This window comes from Mesorhizobium loti R88b, assembly GCF_013170845.1.
GTDB classification, from domain to species: Bacteria; Pseudomonadota; Alphaproteobacteria; order Rhizobiales; family Rhizobiaceae; genus Mesorhizobium; species Mesorhizobium loti_B.
In genome coordinates this window covers 2,795,753-2,822,001 of the sequence record NZ_CP033367.1, presented here as the reverse complement: position 1 = coordinate 2,822,001, position 26,249 = coordinate 2,795,753, and the positions used below count along the sequence as shown (strand labels likewise).

General features: G+C 62.2%; 29 protein-coding genes. 17 read left to right on the top strand and 12 right to left on the bottom strand.

The features are described 5' to 3' along the window. Positions 1 to 185 precede the first annotated feature (185 nt). The gene (locus tag EB235_RS13690; RefSeq protein WP_027030453.1) at positions 186 to 1,133 is read left to right on the top strand and encodes a S1C family serine protease; all 948 of its coding nucleotides are present in this window, start codon (positions 186 to 188) and stop codon (positions 1,131 to 1,133) included. A 404-nt stretch (positions 1,134 to 1,537) separates the two neighbouring features. Here EB235_RS13690 and EB235_RS13685 read toward each other — a convergent pair whose 3' ends face one another. Beyond that, positions 1,538 to 1,963 carry a VOC family protein gene (locus EB235_RS13685; RefSeq protein WP_027030454.1) on the bottom strand — a complete coding sequence of 142 codons (426 nt, stop codon included), beginning with the start codon at positions 1,961 to 1,963 and terminating at the stop codon, positions 1,538 to 1,540. Positions 1,964 to 2,029: 66 nt separating this feature from the next. On the opposite strand from EB235_RS13685, the gene EB235_RS13680 reads away from it, so the two are divergent. Next, on the top strand, positions 2,030 to 2,656 hold the full coding sequence (locus EB235_RS13680; protein WP_027030455.1) for a TetR/AcrR family transcriptional regulator: 627 nt from the start codon (positions 2,030 to 2,032) through the stop codon (positions 2,654 to 2,656). Here EB235_RS13680 and EB235_RS13675 read toward each other — a convergent pair. Further along, complete coding sequence (locus EB235_RS13675) at positions 2,589 to 3,545, bottom strand: LysR family transcriptional regulator (RefSeq protein WP_027030456.1); 957 nt, start codon at positions 3,543 to 3,545, stop codon at positions 2,589 to 2,591. The genes EB235_RS13680 and EB235_RS13675 overlap by 68 nt on opposite strands. Before the next feature lie 111 nt (positions 3,546 to 3,656). Here EB235_RS13675 and EB235_RS13670 point away from each other — a divergent pair, with 111 nt between their 5' ends. Then, positions 3,657 to 4,292 (top strand): FMN-dependent NADH-azoreductase, encoded by a 636-nt coding sequence (locus EB235_RS13670; protein ID WP_027030457.1) that lies wholly within the window; start codon positions 3,657 to 3,659, stop codon positions 4,290 to 4,292. Positions 4,293 to 4,344: 52 nt separating this feature from the next. Here EB235_RS13670 and EB235_RS13665 read toward each other — a convergent pair whose 3' ends face one another. Beyond that, positions 4,345 to 4,644, bottom strand: coding sequence for an AzlD family protein (locus EB235_RS13665; RefSeq protein ID WP_027030458.1), 300 nt, complete (start codon positions 4,642 to 4,644; stop codon positions 4,345 to 4,347). Next, entirely contained in the window at positions 4,641 to 5,381 is a 741-nt protein-coding gene (locus EB235_RS13660) for an AzlC family ABC transporter permease (protein ID WP_027030459.1), read from the bottom strand. Before EB235_RS13660 ends, EB235_RS13665 begins: the two co-directional genes overlap by 4 nt. A gap of 172 nt (positions 5,382 to 5,553) precedes the next feature. On the opposite strand from EB235_RS13660, the gene EB235_RS13655 reads away from it, so the two are divergent. From EB235_RS13655 to EB235_RS13645, 3 genes are all read left to right on the top strand, one after another. Further along, positions 5,554 to 6,012: an Lrp/AsnC family transcriptional regulator gene (locus tag EB235_RS13655; protein ID WP_027030460.1), complete on the top strand. Its 459-nt coding sequence runs from the start codon at positions 5,554 to 5,556 to the stop codon at positions 6,010 to 6,012. 335 nt (positions 6,013 to 6,347) lie between these two features. Continuing rightward, entirely contained in the window at positions 6,348 to 7,298 is a 951-nt protein-coding gene (locus EB235_RS34740; protein WP_245268812.1) for a YadA-like family protein, read from the top strand. Positions 7,299 to 7,358: 60 nt separating this feature from the next. Then, positions 7,359 to 7,958, top strand: coding sequence for a hypothetical protein (locus EB235_RS13645; protein ID WP_051429652.1), 600 nt, complete (start codon positions 7,359 to 7,361; stop codon positions 7,956 to 7,958). An 83-nt stretch (positions 7,959 to 8,041) separates the two neighbouring features. Here the strand turns inward: EB235_RS13645 and EB235_RS13640 are convergent, their stop codons facing one another. Next, positions 8,042 to 9,091, bottom strand: coding sequence for a LysR family transcriptional regulator (locus EB235_RS13640; protein WP_051429653.1), 1,050 nt, complete (start codon positions 9,089 to 9,091; stop codon positions 8,042 to 8,044). Positions 9,092 to 9,225: 134 nt separating this feature from the next. Between EB235_RS13640 and EB235_RS13635 the strand changes: the two genes are divergently transcribed. Together EB235_RS13635 and EB235_RS13630 are read left to right on the top strand one after the other, a co-directional pair. Then, on the top strand, positions 9,226 to 9,744 hold the full coding sequence (locus EB235_RS13635; RefSeq protein WP_027030462.1) for a cupin domain-containing protein: 519 nt from the start codon (positions 9,226 to 9,228) through the stop codon (positions 9,742 to 9,744). An 8-nt stretch (positions 9,745 to 9,752) separates the two neighbouring features. Then, a complete protein-coding gene (locus EB235_RS13630; RefSeq protein WP_208603627.1) occupies positions 9,753 to 10,670 on the top strand; it encodes an alpha/beta hydrolase fold domain-containing protein in 918 nt (305 codons plus the stop codon). Between the two features lie 33 nt (positions 10,671 to 10,703). Here EB235_RS13630 and EB235_RS13625 read toward each other — a convergent pair whose 3' ends face one another. After that, the gene (locus tag EB235_RS13625; RefSeq protein ID WP_027030464.1) at positions 10,704 to 12,164 is read right to left on the bottom strand and encodes a PLP-dependent aminotransferase family protein; all 1,461 of its coding nucleotides are present in this window, start codon (positions 12,162 to 12,164) and stop codon (positions 10,704 to 10,706) included. Between the two features lie 97 nt (positions 12,165 to 12,261). Here EB235_RS13625 and EB235_RS13620 point away from each other — a divergent pair, with 97 nt between their 5' ends. From EB235_RS13620 to EB235_RS13595, 6 genes are all read left to right on the top strand, one after another. After that, positions 12,262 to 13,380, top strand: coding sequence for a Gfo/Idh/MocA family protein (locus EB235_RS13620; RefSeq protein ID WP_027030465.1), 1,119 nt, complete (start codon positions 12,262 to 12,264; stop codon positions 13,378 to 13,380). After that, a complete protein-coding gene (gene iolE, locus EB235_RS13615) occupies positions 13,377 to 14,276 on the top strand; it encodes a myo-inosose-2 dehydratase (protein WP_027030466.1) in 900 nt (299 codons plus the stop codon). The genes EB235_RS13620 and iolE overlap by 4 nt, the downstream gene beginning before the upstream one ends. A gap of 112 nt (positions 14,277 to 14,388) precedes the next feature. Further along, complete coding sequence (locus tag EB235_RS13610) at positions 14,389 to 15,345, top strand: sugar ABC transporter substrate-binding protein (protein ID WP_051429654.1); 957 nt, start codon at positions 14,389 to 14,391, stop codon at positions 15,343 to 15,345. 180 nt (positions 15,346 to 15,525) lie between these two features. Further along, positions 15,526 to 16,623, top strand: coding sequence for an ABC transporter permease (locus EB235_RS13605; RefSeq protein ID WP_027030468.1), 1,098 nt, complete (start codon positions 15,526 to 15,528; stop codon positions 16,621 to 16,623). Continuing rightward, positions 16,623 to 17,417 (top strand): ATP-binding cassette domain-containing protein, encoded by a 795-nt coding sequence (locus EB235_RS13600; protein WP_027030469.1) that lies wholly within the window; start codon positions 16,623 to 16,625, stop codon positions 17,415 to 17,417. The genes EB235_RS13605 and EB235_RS13600 overlap by 1 nt, the downstream gene beginning before the upstream one ends. A gap of 137 nt (positions 17,418 to 17,554) precedes the next feature. After that, complete coding sequence (locus tag EB235_RS13595) at positions 17,555 to 18,721, top strand: extracellular catalytic domain type 1 short-chain-length polyhydroxyalkanoate depolymerase (RefSeq protein WP_027030470.1); 1,167 nt, start codon at positions 17,555 to 17,557, stop codon at positions 18,719 to 18,721. A gap of 63 nt (positions 18,722 to 18,784) precedes the next feature. On the opposite strand, the gene EB235_RS13590 is transcribed toward EB235_RS13595, so the two are convergent. From EB235_RS13590 to EB235_RS13575, 4 genes are all read right to left on the bottom strand, one after another. Continuing rightward, positions 18,785 to 19,387: a general stress protein gene (locus EB235_RS13590; RefSeq protein ID WP_027030471.1), complete on the bottom strand. Its 603-nt coding sequence runs from the start codon at positions 19,385 to 19,387 to the stop codon at positions 18,785 to 18,787. 27 nt (positions 19,388 to 19,414) lie between these two features. Beyond that, complete coding sequence (locus EB235_RS13585) at positions 19,415 to 20,170, bottom strand: DUF4142 domain-containing protein (RefSeq protein ID WP_027030472.1); 756 nt, start codon at positions 20,168 to 20,170, stop codon at positions 19,415 to 19,417. Between the two features lie 140 nt (positions 20,171 to 20,310). Then, positions 20,311 to 20,850, bottom strand: a complete 540-nt coding sequence (locus EB235_RS13580) for a sigma-70 family RNA polymerase sigma factor (RefSeq protein ID WP_027030473.1) — start codon at positions 20,848 to 20,850, stop codon at positions 20,311 to 20,313. Between the two features lie 50 nt (positions 20,851 to 20,900). After that, complete coding sequence (locus EB235_RS13575) at positions 20,901 to 21,770, bottom strand: hypothetical protein (protein WP_208603628.1); 870 nt, start codon at positions 21,768 to 21,770, stop codon at positions 20,901 to 20,903. A gap of 328 nt (positions 21,771 to 22,098) precedes the next feature. Between EB235_RS13575 and EB235_RS13570 the strand changes: the two genes are divergently transcribed. From EB235_RS13570 to EB235_RS13560, 3 genes are all read left to right on the top strand, one after another. Then, positions 22,099 to 22,650 (top strand): sigma-70 family RNA polymerase sigma factor, encoded by a 552-nt coding sequence (locus tag EB235_RS13570; RefSeq protein WP_027030474.1) that lies wholly within the window; start codon positions 22,099 to 22,101, stop codon positions 22,648 to 22,650. Next, positions 22,647 to 23,267, top strand: coding sequence for a ChrR family anti-sigma-E factor (locus tag EB235_RS13565; RefSeq protein ID WP_027030475.1), 621 nt, complete (start codon positions 22,647 to 22,649; stop codon positions 23,265 to 23,267). Before EB235_RS13570 ends, EB235_RS13565 begins: the two co-directional genes overlap by 4 nt. A 137-nt stretch (positions 23,268 to 23,404) precedes the next feature. Next, positions 23,405 to 24,631 (top strand): amidohydrolase family protein, encoded by a 1,227-nt coding sequence (locus EB235_RS13560; protein ID WP_027030476.1) that lies wholly within the window; start codon positions 23,405 to 23,407, stop codon positions 24,629 to 24,631. A 97-nt stretch (positions 24,632 to 24,728) separates the two neighbouring features. Here EB235_RS13560 and EB235_RS13555 read toward each other — a convergent pair whose 3' ends face one another. Continuing rightward, entirely contained in the window at positions 24,729 to 24,962 is a 234-nt protein-coding gene (locus EB235_RS13555; protein WP_027030477.1) for a hypothetical protein, read from the bottom strand. 131 nt (positions 24,963 to 25,093) lie between these two features. Beyond that, positions 25,094 to 26,188, bottom strand: a complete 1,095-nt coding sequence (locus EB235_RS13550; protein WP_245268813.1) for an AraC family transcriptional regulator — start codon at positions 26,186 to 26,188, stop codon at positions 25,094 to 25,096. Positions 26,189 to 26,249 lie beyond the last annotated feature (61 nt).

The window sequence follows — 26,249 nt, the reverse complement described above, 5'->3', positions numbered from 1 at the left end:
CAGTGCGTCCGGAGGTACTCGCCTGACGGCTAGTTGCTGGTTTGACTGGCCATCTGGTCAGGTCGCGGCGGTTCCGGCCGCTCCGCACATATAGTGCGTGCCGCCCAAAAGTGCTCAGCGGTTTTGGGATAACGGCACGCACAAGAAAAAAGTCATCCTTTCGCCTGAAAACACGGAGCCTGACCATGGCCCTCGCCGCTGCCAAATTTGAACCCGACGATACATTGCTCGACGCCTATTCGACGACGGTAGCGGATGCGGTCGACCGCATCGGTCCCGCCGTCTGCCGCATCGAGCGCATTGGCGGCCAGGGCGGCCATGGCTCCGGCTTCGTGATTGCGCCGGACGGGCTGGTCGTCACCAATTTCCATGTCGTCGGCGACGCCAAGACGGTGCGCGTCTCGATGCCGGACGGTGCCTCCAGCGAGGGCCGCGTGCTGGGCCGCGATCCCGACACCGACATTGCGCTGGTACGCGCCGACGGCAGCTTTGCCGATGTGGCGCCGCTGGGCGATTCCAAGCGGCTGCGGCGCGGCCAGATCGCGATTGCCATCGGCAACCCGCTCGGCTTCGAATGGACGGTCACATCAGGAGTCGTCTCCGCACTCGGCCGTTCCATGCGCGCTTCGACCGGCCGGCTGATCGACGACGTCATCCAGACCGACGCAGCGCTCAACCCCGGCAATTCCGGCGGTCCGCTGGTGTCGTCGGTCGGCGAGGTCATCGGCGTCAATACCGCCATGATCCACGGTGCCCAAGGCATTGCCTTCGCGGTCGCCTCCAACACCGCCAATTTCGTCATTTCGGAGATCATCCGCTTCGGCCGCGTGCGCCGTGCCTTCATCGGCATTTCCGCCGACACCACGAACCTGCCGCGCCGCGCCGCCTTGTTGTCGCAGGTGTCGACCAGCACGGCGGTGCGGCTGCGCAGCGTCGAGAAGGACGGCCCGGCGGCCAAAGCAGGCCTGAAGGAAGGCGACATCATCGCGGCAATAGACGGCCGCCCGGTCACCGGCGTCGACGACCTCGTGCGCATGCTCGACGCCGAACGCATCGGCCGCGAGACGCTGTGCACCGTGGTGCGCCGCACCGGCGTCAGCCAGGTGACGGTGACGCCGGTGGCGCGCGGCTGAGATCCATGGTCAACCGAAGTGCCACCTGATTTCGCGGAAGCGATTACTTGGAGTATTTTGCCTTGCAGGCAGGGCTCAATTCGCTGAGGTGCTTCCTGAGGCACGACGCAGCCTTGCCAATGGGTGTCGTTGAGCAAAGCCGTTTGTAATCGGGTGAACATGGCGACGCGGTGTGCATCGAGTGACCGCCTTTCGCATCCGCCAGTCCGGCGGCGAAGAGACCGATGACGGCGGCAAGGCCTGCGACAGAAACTGCTCTAAACATGACTTCCCCTTCCCTTGAGACAAGGCAGACAATCACCTTATCCCTAGGTTAGCCATTGCTGATGTTGCACGACTTCGTGATACGCGAAGCGCCGGCTGCGTGGAGAAGCAGCAGGAATCTTTTCCCCAGGACCATTCGATCAAGTCCCCGCCGCCCCCTCCGCATATTGCGCCAAAAACTCCTCGCTGGGCGGGATCGGCTTGATCACGTCGATGAGTACGCCATTGGGATCCCTGGTGATAAAATGGCGCTGCCCAAACGGCTCGTCGCGCAGCTTCCGCAGGATTGGCAGGCCGGCGGCAAGGATCCGCTCATAGACCGCGTCGGGATCGCGGACCTCGAAATTGATCAGCAGGCCCGACGTGCGCCCCCGCCCCTCTTCCGGGATTGTTTCGTGGTCGCCCTGGACGATGCCGAGATTGACGCGTTTGTTGTCGACCGATTGCAGGTGCACGTACCAGTCGCTCTCGAACAGCGGCTGGAAGCCGAAATGCTTGATGTAGAAGGCTGCCGTGCCGGCGACGTCGCCGGTCATCAGCACCGGGTAATAGCTCGTGGTCTTCATCTTTCCTTCCCCCATCAATTAACATACAGTCTGCATGTAGATCGAATTAACATACAGGCTGCATGTATGCAACAGGAATCCGCGCGGCGCTCCAACCGCGACCGCACCCAGGCGACGCGTGCCGATCTGATCGCCGCGGCGCGAAAGCTGTTCACGGAAAAATCCTATGCCGAGACCGGCACGCCGGAGATCGTTGCCGCCGCCGGCGTCACGCGCGGTGCGCTCTATCACCATTTTGCGGACAAGCAGGCGCTGTTTGCCGCCGTGGTCGAGCAGGAAGCTGAAGCCGTGGCCGACGAGATCGAACGCGCTTCGCCACCCTCGCTTGAAGCCGGCGATGGGCTCATCGCCGGCTCCGACGCCTATCTCGACGCCATGCGCGCCCCCGGCCGCACGCGGCTGCTGCTGCTCGACGGCCCGGCCGTGCTCGGCCGCGCCGCCATGGACGCGATCGACAACCGCCACGGCAACCGTTCGCTGCGCGAGGGCCTGGTCGCCGCGATGCGCGCCAATAGGATGACGAGATTGCCGGCCCAAGCACTGACCGCGCTGCTTGCTTCCGCCTTCGACCGCGCCGCACTCGCCATCGAGGCTGGCGCGTCAGCGGAAGATTATCGCGCTGTGCTCATGGCGCTGATTGACGGATTGTCTCCGGCTCTTCCTCAGGCACCTCGCCCGGCTCGAACTCGTTAAAGCAACCGAGCTGGCGCTTGAACTGGTCGATCAACCAGGCGGCGGCCGGCTTCGGGCTGCGGTCGTTGCGGTGCATGGCAAACAGCGGCGACTTCACCTCGCTGAAGGGTTCGAGGTCGAGTTCGACCAGCCGGCCGCTGGCCAGGTCGTCTGCTATCAGCCAGCGCGGCAGGCCGCCCCAGCCCAACCCCTCGCGCATCAGAATATGCTTGGTGCGCATGTCCGTCAGCCGCCAGGTGCGATAGGCGAAGACACCGTAGTCGCGCCCCTTTGTGCGCTCGGACTGGTCGGTGACGACAAGCTGCGTATGGTCGCGCACATCCTCGATCGCAAGCGGTTTCGGCAGCAGCGCCAGCGGATGGGTGGGCGCCGCGGCCGGTACGATCGACATGAAGCCGATGCGCACGAGATGGACGTCAACGTCGCCCAGCAGGCCGCCAATACCAAGATCTGCCTGGCCGCTGACAACATGATCGGGGATGATGCCGAGCGTGCCGATATGAAGGCGCAACATAACCGTCGGAAACTGCGCCTCGAAAGCCTTCAGCACCTGCACCAGCACGGGCGAGGGCAACGCCACATCCACCGACAGCGCCACTTCGGCCTCAAGCCCGTGATGATGGCCGTCGACGCGTGAGCGGATGCGCTGCAGCACACCGATCATGCGCCGCGCATCGTCCAGCATCGCCCGGCCGATCTCGGTCAGCTGCGGCTCGCGCGTGCCCTCGCGCTCGAACAGCTTCAGCCCAAGCTGCGCCTCGAGATTGGCAATGCCATAGCTGATGACGGATTGCGCCCGGTTGAGCTTGCGGCCGGCTGCCGAGAAACTCCCGGTATCGGCAACGGCGACAAGGATCTGAAGCTGGTCGAGGGTTGGGTTGGGTTGCATCATTGTATCTATTTTGTGGATGGATCGTATCGAAAATATACCAGTTTATCTGATGGATCGATAGCCCCATATGTGGTGGGACAATTCAATCCCCTACTGGAGAGCCCCGCTATGTCCATTCTTCTTGTTACGTCGAGCCCGCGCGGCGCTGCCTCGCACTCGACCCGCATTGCAACCGAATTCGCCGAAAAACTCGTCGCCGCCGATCCGTCAAACACGCTTGTCGTGCGCGACCTCGTCGCTAACCCGCTGCCGCATATCGACGCTGATTATTCGACCGGCATCTACACGCCTGCCGAAGCGCGCACCCCGCGCCAGGCTGAGGTGGTCGGCGTCTCCGACGTCGTGCTCGACGAGCTGTTCGCCGCCGACACGGTGATCCTGGCCACCGGCTTCATCAACTTCAACATCTCCTCGACGCTGAAGTCCTGGGTCGATCACATCGCCCGCTCCGGCAAGAGCTTTGCCTACGGCGAAGGCGGCCCCAAGGGCCTCGTCACCGGCAAGAAGGTCTATATCGTGCTGGCTTCGGGCGGCATCTATTCGGAAGGTGCCGCCGTTCAGTTCGATCACGCCGTCCCCTATCTGCGCGGCGTGCTCGGCTTCCTCGGCATGACCGATGTCGACGTCATCCGCATCGAAGGCGTCGGCATGGGCCCGGACGCGGTGACCGCAGCACTCGCCAAGGCGACCGCCAAGGTCGACGCGGTCGTAGCCGCCAGCCAGCAGGTTGCTGCGGCTGCGTAAACAACCAACCATCTGAGCTCGAAGGCAGGCGCCCGCGCCTGCCTTTTTCGTTCTATCTGATGAAGTGCCTGAGCAGACCCGCCGAAGCGACCCCGATCAAGACGGTCGGCAGCATGGACAACCGCGTCGCGGCGACAAAGGTGATGGCCAGCGCCAGAAGGTCGGCAGGGTTCCGCGACACGAAGGCCGGCGCGATGACCGAGATCAGCACGCAGCCGGGCGCTGCCTCCATCACCGCCGTGGCACGTGCGCTGAGCGTGCGGTTGCGCAGCACGACATAGCCGCCGATGCGCGTCAGATAGGTGACGCCGGCCATCAGCACGATGGTGAGAAGGGTTGCAGCGCCGATCATGCATCACCTGCCATCAGCCAGGCCGAGGCCAGCCCCGACACCGCGCCCGCCGCGACGTACCAGGCGCCGGGAACGAAGAGATAGACAAGGGCGGCAACGACCAGGCTGACCAGCCAGGGCCGCGCCGCCGCCATCCCCTTCCACATGCCGCGCATCAGCACCAGGAAGACAGCCGGAAACGCCATGTCGAAACCGTAGTGCTGGACATCGCCGAGCATCGGCCCAAGCAGCGCGCCCGCCGCCGTGAAGCCCACCCAGGCCAGGTACATCGCCAGGGCCGCGCCCATGTAGTAACGCAGGCTGAAGGCCGGCGTGATGCCGGCCTCGGTGCGCTGTTTGGCGTCGGCCAGGCCGAGCGCCCAGCTTTCGTCGCACAGGAAGAACAGGGCCGCGAATGCCTTGCGCTGCGGCAAATGCCCCAGGAAGGGCGCCAGGGCTGCCCCCATCAGGAAGTGACGGCTGTTGACCAGGAAGGTGATGGCAACGATGAGCGCGATGTGCGGCGGCGATGTCCAGAGCTGGATGGCCGCGAATTCCGAACCGCCGGCGAAATTCAATCCCGTCATGAGTGGCAGCTCGACGGCGCTCAGGCCTTTCTGCGTCGCCTGCGCGCCCAGCACCAGCGCATAGGGGGTTGTGCCGAGCAGAACCGGCACGCACGACATGACCCCGCGCCGGAACTCCGAACCCGATCCGCCGTCAATCGCCTCGGACGATGCTGCTTCAGAAACGCTCATGATTTTCCACAGACTGGCCTCGCGGCCTCCGTTTTCGGTTACGCGTCGGATGGTGATGATGTCGGCGCAACCATACAAAGTTGGCCTCGCAATTTGGTTGCGAAGATTGTTGTCTTTGCCATTATTTTGGCATTCAATGTCACAATTCGTGGAAGGGGTGGAATTCAACACCATGAACCTGGATGACATCGACAGGCGCATCCTGCGGGCGCTGCAGCGCAACGGGCGGATGGCCAACAACGATCTGGCCAATGAGGTCGGCCTGTCGCCCTCGCCTTGCCTGCGCCGGGTGAAGCTTCTGGAGGAGGCTGGCGTCATCGACCGCTATGTCGCCGTGCTCAACCCGGCCAGCATCGGCAAGGGCCTCACTTTCTTCACCCGCATCTGGCTGAAGACGCAGGACGAGGACACGATCGAGCATTTCGCCGCCGAAGTGGCCAAGCTGCCGCAAGTGATGGAATGCTATCTGATGCTCGGCGACTGCGACGCCATGGTGCGCGTGGTGGCGGCCGACATCAACGACTACCGCCGCTTCCAGTCTGAGCATCTCAGCCGCATCAAGGGCGTCCAGAACGTCAAGACCGACGTCCCGAGCTGGACGATCAAATACACGTCGGAATTGCCGATCTGATCATCGAGACTCAGAGAGGCCATGAGAGTCGCGCAACGACGGCCTGACGGATTGGCTCTGGCGCCGCGCCACAACAGCCCAACTTGATGGTGGGTTACGGCGACAACAGGCGGCGGCCAACCTAATCTACATTGAATTTCATCACGCCGGAGAAGGTCTCCGGCCGTCGGCAACGCCAGCCTTGGCCTCATATCGAGTTGCGCATAAGCAACAGTGACGATGCATTGCGGCTATTGGCCACAGAAATGTGAGTATTTCCAGGGCTTTTGCTTGACAGACGTTTCCGACCGTCCAACTTTAGCTCCGACGCATAAACCAGCGGGCGGGTGGGGCTTATGTTTTCGAATTCGGACTGCAGGTTTCGCAGCCATCGCAGGGCGTTGCTGGCATTTTTCGCTCTGCTTTCCGTTTACTGGGTAACGCCGGCTTCAGCACAGGTCGTTTTCGGCGGCGACGCGGGTGATCCCGAAAACACGATCTGTAGCTTTGCCGGCGTGATCGGCACAACGATCAACGACGATTGTAGTAACTCAGACGACTCTTTTGTCGCCGCGCCAGGAATCACTATAGGCCCGAGCGGCAGCCAGATTAACTTCGACGCTGCGACGGGAGCCGCCACGTTCGGTGGGGCGGTCGACATGGGTGGCAATGTTGTAAAAAATGTTGGTACCCCGACCGCGGGAACGGATGCAGCTAACAAGGACTATGTCGACGGTGTTGTTGGCGATGCTTCGGCAAAGAACGTCGAGCAGGACGGACGGCTCGACGCCGTGGAAGCCAAGAACACCGAGCAGGACGGAAGGCTCGACAGCGTCGAGACAAAGAACACCGAGCAGGATGCGACCCTCACCGATCACGAGACGCGTATCACGCAAACGGAAACCACGAATACCCAACAGGACATCCGGCTCGACGGCCACGACACGATGCTTGCATCCCTCGATACCCGTGTGACGACAAATACAAGCGATATTGCCCTGCTCGACGGGCGGGTCGGTGCCCTGGAAAGTGGTTTCGCTGATCTGGGCAACCAGATTTCCGAGAATCGGACCGAGGCTCGCCAGGGCATCGCAGCGGCGATCGCCATGACCACCGCGCCAATGCCATCTGCCCCCGGCCGCACGAGTTGGGCTGGGAATGTCGGCTATTTCAAAGGCGAAACGGCTTTCGGTGGCTCGTTCGCTCATCGCTTCGATTTCAACGAGCCTTTCGCGCTCACCGCAGGCTATGCCTATGGCGGCGGCAGCAGCCACGGTTTCCGCGTCGGCCTGGCAGGCGAGTTCTAGCTGGCTACACTGCGGCAGATTGCGAAGAAGCGGCCGGCAGCGATGCCGGGAGGGTTTGGAATGCGCAGATTTACATGGCTGACAGCACTGCTTCTGGCCCTGTTTTGCAGCCAAACACCACAGGCATATTCTCAAGCGAAAAAGGACGACCGCTCCACCCCCAAGGCATCCGAGAGCCCAAAGCCGGCCAACATCGACCACAACGGCATCCTGATCCTGATCCGGTCCACATTGCTGGCGCTGGACCATGCCAACAAGACAGGCGACTATTCCGTCTTGCGCGAGCTGGGTGCTCCGGAGTTTAAAACGAACAACCCAGCCCGTCTGGCTGAGGCCTTCGCAAAGCTGCGCAACGAGGAAGTCGACCTCAGCGGCGTCGCAGTGCTCGAGCCGCAGCTGACGTTGATGCCGCAGATCGAAGCCAACGGCATGTTGCACATGGCGGGTTTTTTCCCGTCAGCCGCCATGCAGCTAAATTTCGAATTTGCCTTCGCCCCTGTCGACCGGCAATGGAAGATATCGGGCATGTCGGTCAAACTAGGCGCCAGCACGCCGTCGGCCCCCGATAGTCCCTCCCCTGTTGCGCCCGCACCCGCTCAAGAGAAACCAGAAGCGCCCGCCGCCGCCATCACCACAAAACATCAGGCCAAAAAGAAATAATCAAAGCACGCCTTATTCAGTCGTGTTACGCGGAAGATGCTTGAGCGCATGGATCAGCACCACGACGTTGATCCGAAACAATGTTATCTGCATGTCGACTTGAGCTCGGCCCGAACGTCTTTGAAACGTGACCGGAATCGCCCGGCGGCGTCATGTGTATTCGTCGAGGCGCCGTCTTCGTCCGCCAGGTTGACGCAGGGCGCCAGGCCTCGATCCATGTCGAGAATGCCGCCTTGCCAATGCTCGTTCGGGACTGAAACCTCGCGCATGAAATCCACGAAGCTGCGCACGGTCTGCGACAGCTCGCGCTTGCTCGGGAACAGCAGGTTGACCTCGACCGGCGCGATGTCCCAATCGGTGAGCAACGGGACGAGACGGCCCTCAGTGAAGTCGTCGAGGCAGAGATACGTGGAAAGCATGCCGAGACCAGAGCCATTGCGGACCAGTTGGTGGATGGTCAGCGCATCGTTGACGCTGACCCGGTTGCGGACGTCGACCGTGGCCATCTCGCCGCCCCGGTAAAAATGCCAGGTCCGCGTCCGGCCGTCGCCGCGCGGCATTTCGATACACTCATGCGTGGATAGATCGGCCGGCGTCAGCGGCGTGCCATGCCGGCTGAGATAGTCGGGCGCGGCGGCGAGGCAGCGGCGCACGCTGCCCAGGCGTGTCGCCACCAGTGCCGAATCCGGCAGCGGCCCCATCCGGATCGCCACGTCGACCCGCTCGGCGACAAGATCAAGGTCGCGGCTGGTCAGGTCGAGTGCGACGTCGACATGCGGAAAGCGGGCGAGGAATGCAGGCAGATGCCGGGACAGGACATTGATGCCGAAGCCAATGCCGGCACTGATGCGCAGCAGGCCGCGCGGCTCGCCGGCGAGGCTCTCGACATAGGTCACCGTCTCGTCGATCCGCGCCATCAGCTCGACGCAACGCGTCTGCAGCGCTTCCCCGGCGGCGGTGAGGATCACCGCTCGGGTGGTGCGCTGGAACAGCCGCGCGCCCAGCTGCTGCTCGAGCCTTGCAATGTTGCGGCTGACCGTCGATTTCGGCAGGCCGAGCGCGCGGCCCGCAACCGAGAAGCTGCTGGTCGCCGCCACTTTCTCGAAAACGCGCAAATCATTGAGATCGATCATATCGGCGACTGTTCCATCCGTGGGACAGTGAGTCCAGCCGGTCGAACGAGCTTTTTGCTGTGCCGGCCCTAACTAGCGGGTACCAATGACACGACAGCTGGCAGCCCCGCCGATACAATCCCTGGAGACCAGACATGCCCGAATTCGAAATCCCCCCGGACGACCTCGATCGCCAGCTCTCTGTCGTCGATCCCGACGATGCGTCGCTTCAGCATCTGGCCGTGGTCGGCGACACCTACACCGTGCTGCTGTCCGGCGCACAGACAGCCGGACGCTTCTGCCTGATCGACATGAAGGTTCCGAATGGCGGCGGCCCCGGCCCGCACCGGCATGATTTCGAGGAAATGTTCCATCTCCTGGAAGGTGAGATCGAATTCATCTTCCGTGGCGAGAAAAGCGTGGCCAAGGCAGGCATGACGGTGAACATCCCCGCCAACGCGCCGCATTCCTTCAAGAATGTCTCAGGCGCGGATGTGCGCATGTTGTGCCTATGCGCACCCGCCGGGCAGGAGGTATTTTTTGCCCAGGTCGGCACACCGGTCGAGAGCCGCACCGCATCCGCGCCAGAACTGACAAAGGACCAATTCGGCGCCTTCCTCGCCAAGGCCGCGGCGCTCGCCCCGGAATTCCGCACCGAACTTCTCAAGCCTTGAGCCAACTCATGAGCGTCGAAATCCATCCCGAGGACGAGAGTGACCGCGCCGTCATGCAAGCGATGCGCGACTTGCTGGCGACGCTGCCGGCGCTGGAATTTGCCCCGGCATCGCGGCCGGTTTTCGAAGAGCTGATGCAACACACGCCTGCAGCCGACGGTGTCAGTTTCGAGACAGGCACGGTCGGAGCGGTGTCGGGCGTCTGGTGCCGGCCAACGGCCAGTGCCACACAAGCGGTTATCCTCTATCTTCATGGCGGGGCCTATGTTCTGGGTTCCGCCATCGGTCACCGCAACTTCGTCAGCCAGATCGTGCAGCGCGCCGGCGCACCGGCCTTCATTCCCGACTACAGGCTGGCGCCCGAGCATGCCTTTCCGGCGGCCATAGACGACGCGCTCAGTGTATTCACCGGCCTTTGCGACCTCGGCTACGAGGCGATCGCGATTGCCGGCGACTCGGCCGGCGGCGGTCTTGCGTTGTCATTGCTGGCGCTTGTGGCGGCCAGGGCCAGCAACGGCGCCGGCGTCATGCCGCGTTGCGCGGTGCTGATGTCGCCATGGACCGATCTTGCGCTGGCCGGCGGCTCGATGCTGACGACAGCGCAAGCCGATCCCCTGGTGAAACGCGACGAACTGAAAAAAGCGGCCGACCTCTACCTCAAAGACGCCGACCCCACCGATCCCCGCGCCTCGCCGCTCTATCAGCCCCTGGGCGGCCTGCCGCCGCTGCTGGTCCATGTCGGCGATGACGAGATCCTGCTCGACGATTCACGTCGCGTGGTCGAGGCGGCGTCGAGCGCGGGCGGCGAGGCGGCGCTGCACATCTGGGAAGGCATGACGCATGTCTTCCCCTCCAACCTTGCCCAGTTGCAGGCCGCGCGCCAGGCCGTCGACATGGTGGGAGCCTTCCTCCGCCAGCATCTCTAGTAAACGTCGCCCAATCCCGGGTTTAACCTCTGCTTATCCGTTCGCGGAAAAATGCGCTTTCAGCACGGTGCGAAACTTGTGCATCGTCTTTTCGGTTGTCTGCGCATCGGCGGCCGCGAAGCCCATGACAAGACCGTTCTGCTCCGTGCCGTGGCGGTACTGCATTGACAGCGCCGAGACGTTGATGCCCTGGTGGAGCGCCGCCTCGGCAACCGCCCTGTCGCTGCATCTGCCGCGAAAAATGCCGACGACCTGAATGCCGGATTCGGTGGCATGGAAATCCAGCCATTCGCCCAGATGCCTTTGCGCGCTTTCGAGGAAGAACTGGCGCCGCTCCGCATAGAGACGCCGCATGCGCCTGAGATGGCGGGTGAAATGCCCTTCGTTCATGAAATCCGCCAGCGCTGCCTGGGTCAGCAAAGGGGCGAACTGGCCGCTCACGCTCAGCGCCGAGACGATCGTATGGTCGATCGCCTTGGGCGCCACCATGAAGCCGAGCCGCATGGCCGGGAAAAGGATCTTGGCGAAGGTGCCGACATAGACCACGCGGTTTGACGCGCCGATGCCTTGCAGTGCCGGAATGGGCTGGCCCTGAAAGCGGTATTCGCCGTCATAGTCGTCCTCGATGATCCAGGAACGCCACGTCTCGGCCATGTGCAAGAGATTGAGCCGCTGTTCCATCGGCATGGTTATACCGAGCGGGTGATGGCAGGACGGCGTCACGAAGATCATGCGCGGAACCACAGGCGGCGGATCAAGATCCCAGCCGGCATTGCTGACGCGTAGCGGCGCCAGTTTCGCCCCGGCCGAGACAAAGGCCGAGCCCGCGCCGTAATAGCCCGGCTCCTCCATCCACACCGTGTCGCCGTCATCGATCAGCAGCCGGGCCAGGAGATCGAACGCCGATTGCGCACCATTGGTGACGACGATCTGCTCAGGCGTGCACTTCACGCCGCGCGAGGCGGTGAGGTAGCGCGCTATCGCCTCGCAAAGCGGCGGATAGCCTTTGACGTGATAGGTCCCGAAAAGATCGATATGCGCGAATTTGGCGCGGCGGCTGAGCAGTTTCGACCAGGTATTGAAGGGAAAATTGTCCGGGTCCGGCATGCCGGGATGAAAGGCAAGCATGCCTGGCCGGCCATGATGATAGGGTTGGGCAAGCATTGTCTGTCCGCGCCGCGATATCAAATTGGCGTCCTCGACCGATACATGGTCCGCCGCCGCTGAGCGGGTCGGCAGGTCCATCACCACTGACGGCCTGCGTGGCCGTATCGCCAGATAGCCCTCCAGCGCCAGCTGGTCGCAAGCGGCAATCACCGTGTTGCGTCCGACATTCAGATCCCGCGCCATGACCCGTGTCGAGGGCAGTGCGTGGCCGCTGGGCAGCACGCGCCGTTCGATCAGGCCGCGCAACTGGACATAGAGCTGCCGGTGCAAATTGGCGGGACTGTCGCGATCCAGAGCGATGCCGTCGATGGGGAAGCTGATTCTCATCTGGTTCCCAAAAATCAATGGAATCTGGTTCTAACAATGGAACCAAAGCAGCCTTAGGCTCAAGAAAAATCCGTTAGGGTTCAGATGGGGCTGGCCGATGCAGTGCATAAGGGTGGGCGTGATCGGTGCGGGCGGCGTCGCCCAGGTCGAGCACATTCCAAACCTGCTCAAGCTGCACCGCCAGTTCAAGATCGTTGGCGTCTACGATCCATCGCGAAAGGTCCGCGCCTTTGTCGGCGAGGAATTCGGCCTCAAGACATTCTCCGATCTCGACGCGCTGCTCGCCATGCCGCTTGACGCCGTGGTCATAGCCTCGCCGGATGCGCTGCACCGGGAACAAACGCTCGCCGCTTTCGCTAGGGGGCTGCATGTCTTTTGCGAAAAGCCGCTTTGCTACAGCGCCGGCGACATCGATGACTTGATCGCCGCCAGGGATCGCGCCGGAAAGGTGCTTCAGGTCGGCTACATGAAGCGTTTCGACCCCAGCTACGAGGCGACACTGAAAATGCTGCCCGGAACGGCGCGCACGCTTCGCTACATTTCGGTCGAGGTCAACGATCCCGACGCCTGGCCTTTCGTCCGGCACGCCTCCACGTGCCGTGGTGACGACGTCGCTGAGGGGTTGATTGCCTCGACCGAAGCCAAGCAGCGCGAGCAGGTGGCGCGCGCGGTGCCCGGGATGGACGATCCCGACGCCTTTCGCGGCTTCGTCGGCGCCTATGCTTCGTCGATCGTGCATGACGTCAACGCCGTCCATGGCTTGCTCGATGCGCTTGGCGTCACCGATGGCGAGATTATCGGCGCATCGCTCTTCGCCAAGGGCGAAGGCGGCCAGGGCACCGTGCGGCTGCTTGGCGGCCAGGCGCTGTGGACCATGACCCACATCGCCACTCCCGGGCTGCCCGATTATCGCGAGCGCATCACGCTCTTTTTCGACGACGCCTCGCTCGAACTGGAATTCCCCTCGCCCTATCTCAACCACCAGCCGACGCGGCTGACCCTGCGCACCGGCGACGGCCACACGCTTTCCAGCCGCGACATCCGCAGCGGCTACGAAGAGGCATTCGTCGAGGAGTTGAAAGGCTTCTGGTCGGCGATCGTCGAAGGCACGCCAGCGCGCAACACCGCCGAGCATGCGCGTCGCGACATGACGTTGCTGGCCGGTCTTGCCCGCCATCACCTTGCCCAGTTGAAGCAATCAGGAGTTCGCCCGTGAAGGTCCGCATCGGCATCAATCCGATCACCTGGTCCAATGATGACGTGCCGGAACTCGGCGGCGACACGCCGCTTGAAGTCTGCCTCGCCGAAACCAGGCAAGCCGGCTATGCCGGCACGGAACTTGGCGGCAAGTTTCCGCGCCTCTCAGCCGAACTGAAGCCGATCATGCAGCGCTATGGCCTGGACGTGATTTCCGGCTGGTATGACGGCCGTTGCGACGAGAAGGATGTCGATGCGGAGATGGATGCGATCACGCCGCATCTCCAGCTTTTGAAGGATATGGGCTCGACCCATGTCGTCTATGCCGACACCTCGCGCGGGCGCCACAATGCCATCTGGGGACCGATCTCTCAGCGTCCGGTCCTCAGCCCGGAGGAATGGCCGGCCTATGGCCGCAAGCTGACGGCGCTGGCGGAACGGATGGCCGATTTCGGCGTGCGCATGGCCTTTCACCACCATATGGGAACCATCGTCGAAACCGATGCCGAAGTGGGCCTGTTGATGCGCCACACCGGCGAAGCCGTTGGCCTGCTCTACGACACCGGCCATTCGATCTTTTCGGGCGGCGACCCGCTGGCCCTGATCAAGGCGCAGGTCAAACGCGTCGTGCATGTGCATTGCAAGGACACCCGCAGGGCCGTGCTCGAGCGTGCCCGCGCCAGGGACATGAGTTTCATGGGCGCGGTCATGGAAGGGATCTTCACCGTTCCCGGCGACGGCTCCATCGACTACCCCACCATTTTGCGCGTGCTGGCCGACAATGGTTACAGCGGCTGGCTGGTCGTCGAGGCCGAGCAGGATCCCAGCAGGGCCATCCCGCTAACCTATGCGACGATGGGATTCCAGAACCTGTCGCGCATGGCGAGGGAAGCCGGATTTACCGTAACGAAATGATCGGGGCCGCACGCGGCCATCAAGGAACCAGTGCTGATGAATGAAACTGGAATGAAGGGGCAACTGGACCGCCGACCGTAATTGCGGCGGCGGAAAACAAACAGGAGGTTCTATGTTTTCGCTTGCGAAATTAGTAAAGCCTGCGCTCGGCCTGCTGGCCGGCTTCACGATGATGGCGGCGGCCACGACCCTTGCGGCCGCCGACGAAACGCGCGTGGTGTTCGTCACCCACGGCCAGAGCGGCGACCCCTACTGGTCGGTCGTCAAGAACGGCATGGACGATGCGGCCAAGACGCTCGGCGTCAAGGCCGAATATCTGGCGCCCGAGACCTTCGACATGGCCAAGATGGCGCAGATGATCGACGCCATCGCGGCCTCGAAGCCCGACGGCATGGTCGTTTCGATCCCCGACGCGGCCGCCCTTTCAACGCCGGTCAAGAACGCCGTCGCCGCCGGCATCCCGGTCATCGTCATCGATTCCGGTGGCTCGAAGCTCACCCATGACCTTGGCGGACTGCTGTTCATGGGGCAGGATGAATTCCAGGCAGGCGTCATGGCCGGCGAGCGCATCAAGGCGCTCGGCCTCACCAAGGCGGTCTGCGCCAACCATGAGGTCGGCAATTCGAGCCTTGACGACCGCTGCGCCGGCTTTGCCAAGGGTCTTGGCGTCGACGTGCCGGTGATGAACGGCGTCATCGACCCGACCGAAATGAAGAACCGCGTGATCGCCTATATGACCGCTCATGCCGATACACAGTTCATTCTCGCCGTCGGCGCCAGCGGTGCCGAACCGACGCTGGCCGCCCTTGATGAACTGGGCCTGTCGGGCAAGGTGAAGACCGGCACGTTCGATCTTTCGCCGACGATCCTGCAGGCCGTTGTCGCCGGCAAGATGGAATGGGGCATCGACGCCCAGCAATATGCGATGGGCTATATTCCGGTCGCGATGTTCGACCTCTGGAAGAAGTACAAGATCATGCCGATCGCCGACTATCCGACCGGCCCCGGCTTCGTCACCAAGGACACCGCAGCGTCGGTTATCGAACTGTCGAAACTCGGCAAGCGCTGATACTGGCGGCCGGGGCCTCGCCCCGGCCGTTTCACAAAGCAATTCCAGGAAAAGTGTGAAGCGGTTTTCCCGGGAAAACCGCGTAGCGATTTCCCTGGGGAATTGCGTCGGAGGATGGGGATAGAGCTGTTCAGCGTTTCCATGAAACGATGAACGGCTCTAGCTGAAGGGTAAGCAGCCATGGTTTCAGAGACGAGCGACGAGCGGGTCCGGTCCGTCTCACGCCTCAGCCGCCTGTTGAGCAGGCCCGAGCTTGGCGCGGCCGCCGGCACCGTTCTGGTCTTCGTGTTCTTCGCCATCACGGCGGGAGGCTCGGGACTGTTCAGTGCCAAGGGCATCATCAATTTCCTCGAAGTCTCGGCCCAGCTTGGCATTCTCGCCGCCCCCGTGGCCCTGCTGATGATTGCCGGCGAGTTCGACCTGTCGGTCGGCTCGATGATCGGCTTTGCCGGCATCCTCATCGCCATCCCTTCCGTGTTCTGGGGCTGGCCGATCTGGCTCTCGCTGCTGTTCACCTTCGCCGTCTGCGGCGGCATCGGCGCGCTGAATGGGCTCGCCGTCGTCAGGACCGGCCTGCCCTCCTTCATCGTGACGCTCGGCAGCCTGTTCATGCTGCGTGGCCTGACGCTCGGCCTCACGCGCGGCATTTCAGGGCGAACCCAGGTCTCGGGCGTGCATGAACTGGCGTTGCACGATCCGCTCAACAGCCTGTTTTCGGGACAGGTGTTCTCCGGCCTTATCGCCTGGCTTGCCGACATCGGCCTGATCGGCAAGCGGGCGGACGGCCTGCCGTCGATATCGGGCATTCCGGTGTCGATCGTGTGGTGGATCGGGCTGACGCTGGCCTGCACCTGGCTGTTGACGCGCAGCCGCTTCGGCAACTGGATCTTCGCCGCCGGCGGCGAAGCCAATGCCGCCCGCAATCTCGGCGTGCCGGTGGCGCGCACCAAGATCACCCTGTTCGTCATGACCGCACTCGCCGCAGCCCTGTTCGCGGCGATCCAGGTGCTTGTCACCGGCTCGGCCGACACATTGCGCGGCACGCAGAAGGAGTTCGAAGCCATCATCGCCGTCGTCATCGGCGGCACGCTGCTGACCGGCGGCTATGGCTCGGCCATCGGCGCCATGTTCGGCGCCCTGATCTTCGGCGTGGTGCAGATGGGCATCTTCTACACCGGCATCGACACCGACTGGTTCAAGCTGTTCATGGGCGCCATGATGGTCATCGCGGTGCTGTTCAACAGCTATGTGCGCAACCGTGCCATGAGGAGCCGGTGATGGCCGAGCCCTATGTCGAACTGAAATCGGTCAGCAAGTATTTCGGCTCGGTCGTGGCGCTGAAGGATGTGTCCTTCGATGTCTGCCCCGGTGAGGTGCATTGCCTGCTCGGCGACAATGGCGCCGGCAAGTCGACGCTGATCAAGACACTGTCCGGCGTCTATACGCCCGACGAAGGCGAGATCCGCGTGCAGGGCAAGCCGACACGATTTGCCTCGCCCGCCGATACCCGCAACAGCGGCATCGCGACCGTCTACCAGGACCTGGCGCTGGTGCCGCTGATGAGCGTGGCGCGCAACTTCTTCCTCGGGCGCGAGCCGATGCGCAAGTTCGGGCCGATCAGCCAGTTCGACGCCGACTTCGCCAACCGCACCGCCTATGCCGAGCTGTCGGCGATGGGCATCCAGCTGCGCGACCCCGAACAGCCGGTCGGCACGCTGTCAGGCGGCGAACGGCAGTGCCTGGCCATTGCACGTGCCGTCTATTTCGGCGCCAAGGTGCTGATCCTGGACGAGCCGACATCGGCGCTGGGCGTCCATCAGGCATCCGTGGTGCTGAAGCTCATCGTCCAGTCCAAGGCGCGCGGCATCGGCGTCATCTTCATCTCCCACAACGTTCACCACGCCTATGTCGTCGGCGACCGCTTCACCCTGTTGAAGCGCGGCAGAAGCACCGGCACTTACGCCAAGGGCGCAATCAACCGCGACCAGCTGCTCAATTTGATGGCGGGCGGCAAGGAACTGGTGGATCTGGAACAGGAACTGGCGAAGTCGGTCAGGAAGGGGCCAGCCTGAGGTATGGCGCCGATCTGGGACGGAGCACGCCTCTCGTCTACCCCCGCGTAAGCTTGTTATTGTGCAGTGCAGCAACGATGTTGCTCCGAGTGCATTGTGCTCAGGCTTCCGCCATTCCGGCGGTCTAGGATCTCGATTTGCGCAACATCTCAGACACGATTGCTCGCCTTTCCGCCATGCGGGGCCGGACGGCATTTTCCCAACCGGGCCATCTCGACAGTCTGTCCGACTTAGCCGCGTTCGGGTCCAATCCAGGCGCCTTGCGGGCACGCTTCTACATTCCTGAGAACTTGCCGCGCGGAGCAGCGTTGGTGGTCGTCCTGCACGGCTGCACGCAGACGGCGGCCGGCTACGATCACGGGGCGGGCTGGTCGCGTCTGGCAGAAGAGCAAGGCTTTGCGGTGCTGCTGCCGGAACAGCAGCGCGCCAACAATGCCAATCTCTGCTTTAACTGGTTCGTGCCCGAGGACATCACCCGCGATCGCGGTGAAGTGCTCTCCATCCGCCAGATGATCGAAACCATGGTGACAAAACATGGCCTGGATCGACGGCGCGTTTTCGTCACCGGCCTTTCAGCCGGCGGCGCCATGGCAGCGGCAATGTTGGCAACATATCCGGAGGTGTTCGCCGGCGGCGCGGTCATTGCCGGCCTTGCCTATGGCAGTGCGTCGACGATCCCGGAAGCGTTCGATCGCATGCGTGGCCATGGCGGCCCGTCCAAGCCGGAACTCCAGCGGCGCCTGGCGCAGGCGACGTCGCACAAAGGGACATGGCCGAAGATTTCGATCTGGCAAGGCACGGCCGACCACACGGTGACGCCTGAAAATGCGGACGCCCTTGTTGCCCAATGGCAGGGCGTTCATCGCGTCGGGGCAAGCCCGGCTCGAAAAGAGACCGTCGATGGACAAACGCGGCAGGTCTGGAGCGACAGCGATGGCCATGAGGTGATCGAAAAATACACCATTGCCGGCATGGGCCATGGCACCCCTGTGAAGAGCGTCGGTGATGGCGCGCTCGGCCATGCCGCGCCGTTCCTGCTGGACGTCGGAATATCGTCGACACGCCGCATTGCGGCGTTTTGGGATCTCACAAATCGGGATGCTGCAAATCGGACGAACGCAAAGCCCGCTTCTGCCCATCGCGCTTCAGACACCGCTTTGCGCACATATGCTGCGCCGGAAAAGTCGAGGCCAGTGCGTGGCGAACCTGCGGAACAATCGCATGCTGATGGTTCAAGCGGTTCGGCGACAGGTATTGGCAAGGTGATTGAAGATGCACTCCGCGCAGCCGGACTGATGCGCTAACCGGTGAACCCAAGACTCCTCGAGAGAGGACCCCGCTGCCTGTTGGCAGCGAGGCCCTGGAGATTAGATCCGGTTCACATCCCGAGTGGCTTCGCGTCCGGTTTCGGACGGACGGTAATCCTCCGCGTCGGCGTCGAAGCCAGTCCAGCCGCCGGCCTGGTATTCGCCGCGCCGCTCCTCGAGGTTTACGGAATTGGTCTGGCCCAGGATCCTTTCGGCCTCCGGCACCAGCTGGTCCTCGACCTTGGCCGTGACCAGCGTACCGCCACGCCGCACACCCTCGGCGTAGACATGGGCATCGTTCTCAGCAACGCCGGACTCGGTCAAGGCACCGACGATGCCGCCAGCCGCGCCACCAACCACCGCACCACCAACGGCACCGACGGCAGTAGCAGCCAGCCACCCTGCAGCCACCACCGGGCCGACGCCCGGAATGGCCATCAGGCCAAGGCCGGTCAGCAACCCGCCGGCTCCGCCAACAACGGCACCGAGACCGGCGCCACCGGCGGCATCGTCCGCGGTCTTGGAGCCGTCGACAGCGTGACGGTCGTCCACGTTGTTGGCAACGATGCTGATGTCGGAATGCGGGATGCCAGTGGCCTCCAGTTCGCCAACGGCGTCGGAAGCGTCTTCATAATTGTCGAACAGTCCGGTTACGGTTTTCATCTCTTGGATCTCCTTGATCGCGGTTGATTAGTTGGTGCCGGCAACGACGTTGCCCTGGTAATCCAGAGCGACCGAAATGGTCTTTCCGGCCTTGGTTGCCTGGCCGCGCCAGATGCCCTTGTCGTCCTTGGTCAGCTTCGAAACATCGGCGAAGCCCGCATCCTGGATGCGGCCCTTGGCCTGGTCCTCGGTAAAGCTGTTGGCGCCGGGAACCGGAGCCGATGGGGTCGTGCTGTCGGTCGTAGCCACGGCCGGTGTGGCCGAGGTCGTCGCGGCCGACTTGTCGCCCATCGAGGACACGATCTTCTCGACCATCTCCTGATGCATCTTGAGTGTCGGCAGGGTCTCCTGCGCGAACGTCTTTAACTGCGCATTGTCGCCATCCTTGGCATAGCTTTCGAAGAGCTCAACAGCCTCCGAATGCGCATCGCGCTGCATCTGGACGTAGGGTGCGTCGATCGGATCCGTGCCGTTCTGCAACGTGTCGACATCACCCTTGTGCTTGGCGTCCAATTCCTTGGGAACCGTCAGCTTCTGCTCGCCGGCGATCGTCTCCAGCTTGGCGTTGGCCGCACCATGGTCGTCGATCATCTTGTGAGCGAAATCCTTGACGCTCTGATCCTGCGCCTTGCCTTCGGCGACCTTGCTCGAATCGACCTCGAACATGCCGCCCACAGCGGCCTTGTTGACGAAGTCCTGTGCGCTGTCGGCGGCGAGTGCAGGCAGGGCGAAAGCCATGGCTGTGGCTGTGGCCAGTGAGGCCAGCAATAGGCGGGTTTTCATGATGAAGGTCCTTTTTATGCACACATGTGCTGTGGACCTAATCTGCGCCAGTTAGCTTTGTTCCGGACGATCTGAGATAATCTGCTACTGAGCCGGGCGCTAGGAACTGGCGAAATCCGCCAAGAGCGGGGTTCTGAAAGTCATTCCTCCAAGCTCTCTCGAAGTTTGATCAGGCTGCGCCGAAGCCAGGTTCGCATTGTGTTGAGCGGTACGTTGTGACGCTTTGCAAGCTCGGCGTAGGACATGCCCTGCTGATATGCGCCCCTGATGGCCGCTGCTTTTTCTGTGCTCAGAGCGTCGATGCATCGGTGGAGACGAGCAATCTGGTCGCTTTCAATCAGCAGCTCCTCGGCCCACGGTCTCATGTCGGCAATATCGACCGCGGCCGCCAGGTCGAAAGCTGGAAGGCGGCGTGATCTGATAAGATCGATCGAATGATTGCGCGCAACCGCCACAAGCCAGGAGATCGGGCTGAGGTCGGAGACCGCATAGCGATCAGCCTTGGTCCATATCTTTACGTAGACCTCCTGCAGCGCCTCCTCGGCTTCCCCTTTGTCGCCCAGAATACGCAGGCATGTGCCAAACAATTTCGCGCACGTATGTTTGTAGAGCAGATCGAACGCGTCTCGATCACGCATGCTCGTTCGTAAGATGAGCTTTGTTATCTCGTCTCGAGTCAGCATGACGCAGCCCTCTTCCAAAGCGGCTCCTGTCCTTCAGCCACCTGGATCTATGCGCCTTCGGCGGAATGGGAGGGGGCGTCGCGACCAACCCGACGCTCCGGTTGAACAATATCGCCCTTGCGCGCTCGACCGCGTCCCCAGCAACCATCGCTCGGAGCAACCGACGCTGGCAGCTGGCCTACCGACGAACGCCAGCGCTGATCGATTTTCTCCAGCGCGGCTTCATCGAAATCCGACGCGTGTTCCCAGTACCGCCCATGTTCGACAAAATAGCCGAGTTCATCCTCGAGTGTGTCGGCGGTTTCGATAGAAATCGGATCGACGGCGCCTTCAAGCATCGCCTTGATCGCCTTGAGCCGAAGCGGGGTAAGTCGCTCGATAAACCGCAGGGTTGCCCGCGGTATGGCAAGGCGACTTTCAGGAAGGTTTGAAAGATTGAGGCAGACTGTTCCGCAACGCAGGGCTTTGGCGAACAGCCTTGCAGACTTGGCTTCCAGGTCTCTCAATGTCACGTCGTCGCGCAGCGGGTCAGCTGTTCCAACGCCATAGAAATGCGTCGGCGCGTTGTTGGGATAAATCATGTCGCAACCCAGGAACGCCATCACATCAGGCTTGAGGGCCTTCAGAGCCCAATAGGCAGCGGTGAAGGCCATTGTGCCGCCCGCATAGACAAACCCACCGAATGCATTCTGGGCAGGGACGAAGGCATTCGACTTGATGATCGACGCCATTCGCGGACTTTGGTCGCTCGGCAGGCGATCATCGGGAAAATCGTCCGGGTGAATCAAATAGTCCCAGTCAGGCCGCACGCGCCAGGCATTGTTTATGACGACAATCGAGGAAAACGCCCCTCTGGGCCAATCTCCGCACCGAACGGCATCTGGTGCGCTGCCGACGATCAAGACAACGTTTGGCATGTCAGGCCCCCTTCCTGTTTGCGTCTTGGATCCGTGCGCGCCTGCTGAGCGTGGAAGCACACCTTTCGTCAGAGATCACGCATGCCTGCCTTCTGATGAGCTGCCCTCGGAGCACAGGGTTCTGATCATTCCAGTCGCAATACGGTTGCCGTGCCGAAATGGATCACAGCTCGCTGAAAAACGTGTGGGCTGGCCGGAAAAAAGTGATCGGGAAGTCAGGGGTGGGTCAAAATCAGTGATCCAAAAGGCCGCCTGATGCGTAATGGACTCGACAAAGCCAGTAACGCTGCCTTGCCAGCCGGAGCAGGATAGAGCGTATAGCAGGACGATGGTGGAATTCGATCCAGCCAGGCTGATCAGGCGTGTCGCGGCAAGTCAGGATCGCGACGCGTTCGCGGAACTGTTCGAACATTATGCGCCGCGCATCAAGGCGATGATGATGCGGCGCGGTGCAAGTCGTGACCGTGCAGAGGATCTGGCGCAGGAAACATTGATCCGGCTTTGGCGCAAGGCTGCACAATATGATCACGAGCGAGCGACCGCGTCGGCCTGGGTTTATGCGATCGCCCGCAATATCAGCGTCGATGAAAGTCGCCGCGAAGGCCGCGCCGCTGCATGGGCCGAGGAAGATGGCATGCTGGAAGAGCAAGACAATGACGAGCCTGAGAGTCAACTGCTCGTCGCCGAGCGTGAAGCGTATGTCAGATCATCGATAGTAGCACTGCCGGATGAACAGTTGCGCGTCATTCGCCTCTCATTCTTCGATGGCCTTGCACACGCCGAAATCGCAAATCTCCTCGGCATCCCGCTGGGCACCGTCAAGTCGCGGATCAGGCTTGCCTTGCAAAGGTTGAGAGACAGAGTTGGTGAGCTGAAATGACTGAGGCCATTGCCCATCATCCGACCGACGAAACCCTCGCGGCCTTTGCTTCGGGCACGCTTGACGAAGCACGCGGGCTCGTCGTTTCGATGCATCTGTCGTTGTGCACTGCCTGCAGCCGCAAGGTGGAAAGGTACGAGGCGATAGGTGGCGAGCTTCTTGAACAGGCAACGCCGGTGTCAATGGAGCCAGGCGCGCTGCGCAGTGTGTTGCGCCTGATCGAAGGTGACTTCGCTGCCCCCGAGACGGGACCAAAACAACCGCTAGACCGCTATCGGCTTGGGCCATGGCGTTGGGTCGGGCCGGGTGTGCGCCAGCGTTCGGTGTCAGTGCCTGAAGTCTCGAACATCAAGGTGTTCATGCTGAAGGCCGCGCCAGGAACCAGGCTGCCGCACCATAAGCATACCGGCTACGAATGGACATGCGTCCTCGAAGGGGCATTCGAGCACCAGTTCGGCCGCTACGGGCCTGGCGACTTCGACGAGGCCGACGAGACGATGGAACACAAGCCGACCGTATGTGAGGGCGACCCCTGCATCTGTATCGTAGCACTCCAGGGCAATATCGTGCTTCAAAGCCGACTTGGACGCATCATACAGCCGCTGCTCAGGCTTTAGAGCAATTCCAGTCGAAGCTACCCGCTCTGCTGGACTTTACAGAGGTGCTCGTTTGGGATCGAAACAGAAGGAGTTTCAAACCCGGATATTCCGCACGCCTCCTCAGCGACGCTGCGCCAACCGCTTGTGACACGCGAATGACCTTCGATCTGATTATCCGCAATGTCCGGCTTGCAGATGCCGGCCCGATCGTCGACATCGCCGTTGCCGATGGCAGGATCGTGGCGATCGATCCGTTTGTTCCCGGCAAAGCGGATGAAGAGTTCGATGCCGGCAGCAATTTTGCCTGCGCGGGCTTTGTCGATGCCCATATCCATCTCGACAAGGCCTGCATTCTCGATCGCTGCGCCATCTGCGAAGGCACGCTGGCCGAGGCGGTTCGCGAGACCTCAAAAGCCAAATCGGGTTTCACGGAAGCGGACGTCTACGAACGCGCGTCACGCGTGGTTGAAAAGGCCATCGGCCACGGCACGACGCGGATGCGCAGCTTCGTGGAAATAGATCCGCGCGCGGGCTTCCGGTCGTTCGAGGCGATCAAACGTATCCGCACCGATTATTCTTTCGCCATCGACATCGAGATTTGCGCCTTCGCCCAGGACGGGCTGACCAATGAATCCGACACTCTTGCGATGCTGGACGCGGCGCTTGCCAATGGGGCCGACCTTGTTGGCGGATGCCCTTACACGGACCCCGATCCGCAGCGTCATATCGAACGCATCTTCGACCTCGCCGAAAAACACGATGTGGCTGCGGATTTTCACCTGGATTTCAGCCTCGAGCCGGACAGGACGGATTTGCCGTCCGTCATCGCGCAGACGGTGGAAAGAGGCTGGCAAGGCCGCGTTGCGCTCGGCCATGTCACCAACCTTTCTGCGATGGGGCTCGATCAGGTCTCCCAGATCGGCGCCCGACTGGCGTCCGCAGGGATAGGGCTCGCAGTGCTTCCGGCGACGGATCTCTTCCTCAATGGGCGAGGCCACGACAGATTGGTGCCGCGTGGGATCGCGCCCGCCGATCGTCTTGCCAGAGCGGGCGTCGCCGTGGCGATAGCCACCAACAATGTGCTGAACCCTTTCACGCCATTCGGGGATGCCTCGCTGATCCGCATGGCCAATCTCTACGCCAACGTCGCGCAATTGACGCTGGCCGCGGATATTGCCGCAGTCTTCGCCATGGTGACATCAGGCGCTGCCCGGCTGATGTCAGCGCCCTATGGGCTGATAGTCGGGGCGCAGGCCGATATCGTGCTGCTCGACTGTGACGGACCGTCAGCGGCCGTGCGCGAAGCCGCGCCTGTGATTACGGGTTGGAAACGCGGCCGCAGGAGTTTTGACAATGGCCCTCGCAAGATCTTCCGGCCTTGAGACCAGACGGGCATGCGACGCGATAATGGTCAGCGTCGAATGCTTGGAATAGGTTGAGCGAGCTGGTTGTTGGGCTCGTAAGCTCGCCGGCGTCGTTCTAATCCGCCGAAAAACTCACGCTGACGCCGCGCTGGCGAAAATAAGCCTGCATCAGCTTGCGGCCCGAGCGGTTGCCCTGCGCCAGCTTGGTCGGATCGAACACCGCCTGTTTTATCCCCTCTCGCGTCAGCGCAGCCTTGAGCGCCGCGATATGGGCGTCGAGCTCGGCATTGTCCGCTCGGAGCGAGGCATAGATATTGTCGGTCGCCTCGGCCACGGTCAGTTCACTCACGGGTGTCGTCCTTTGGTTTGTTTGCGCGGCGGCTTAGCACAGATTCGCGGCTCCGCCGATACCGATGGGAATGTCAGTGCACAACGCCCGGTTTTTGGTGTCCACGCGATGTCGCACGATGGCCCATGGCGCTACTGCGTCAGACCCGCGCCTGGCTCTAGCTGAATATCAGCTGGCGTGACGCCGAACCGCCGCTTGAATGTCCTGTGAAAGTAGGAAAGGTCGTTGAAGCCGACCGTGAAGGCGATATCGCTGACCTTGCGATGGCGAGCGGATTCACGCAGCAGCAACCGGCGAGCAAGCAGCAGCCGCTGCTCCAGCACAAATTCCGAGAACGTCGTGCCGGAGGACGCGAACATACGCTGCGCCTGTCGCGGGCTGAGGCCGTTCGCTTTGGCAACGGCCTCGACGGTCAGGTGGCTCTTGTCGAGATTTTTGAGAATGTCGGCTTTCATCAGATTCAACCGCGCGATCGAAACATCGCTTTGCCCGGCCAGGTTCTTCTGCTCGGCACTTGTTCCAACGAAGTGACCGACCAGATCCGCCAGGTGCCGCGCCGCCGTCTTCTGCCCGGCGAGATCGAGCTCTCCGCAAATCTCACTGCAAAGCGCTGAATAACGCTCGATCATGACGCCCCAGGCCCGGTCATGCCCCAGCGTACGTGCCAGTTGCGTCTCGGCCGACGGCGCGACCTGCAAAAGCAGGCGTCTCGGAAACCTTGTTGTCGTAAATCCGCCGGTCTGGTTAAGGTCCAAGGAGCCGGCGATGTTCATTTCGGTCAGGCACATTTGTCCCGCCGTCAGATCGATCCTCTTGCTTCCCTGGGTCACACTCACCTGGCCGCGCGTGGCGGAAATCAGCACCAGATCGTCGCAGCCATCGGCCAAAAGATCGCGGGTCCGTGCAAAGCGCGCCGAGCGTCCCTTCGGGGTGGCAATGGCGATCGAGTCAAGCAGCACGAATTCATTGTCGCAATCGATGTAGTTGTCCTGCGCCGGTCCAACATCGAGCCGACAAAACTCGCGGCAAATACCTTCCCGCCAGGCCTCGTAGGCCGATCCCTTGGCGAGACCGTGGTGGGAGATCGACAGGCGATTTGGCGGCAGCGCTTGGCGCATTACCCCGTACCGTGAATGTGATGCGTTCGAGTTCAAAACGAGCGCCAATCGTTTTTGCTTTGGCAGGCGCATGTCACCACAGTCCACACGCTTGGCGCGATAGTCCACGACTGCGGTCGGGCCGCTTGTTACCACCCCGCCGGTTTCAGGTAAAGACATCGGCGAGACG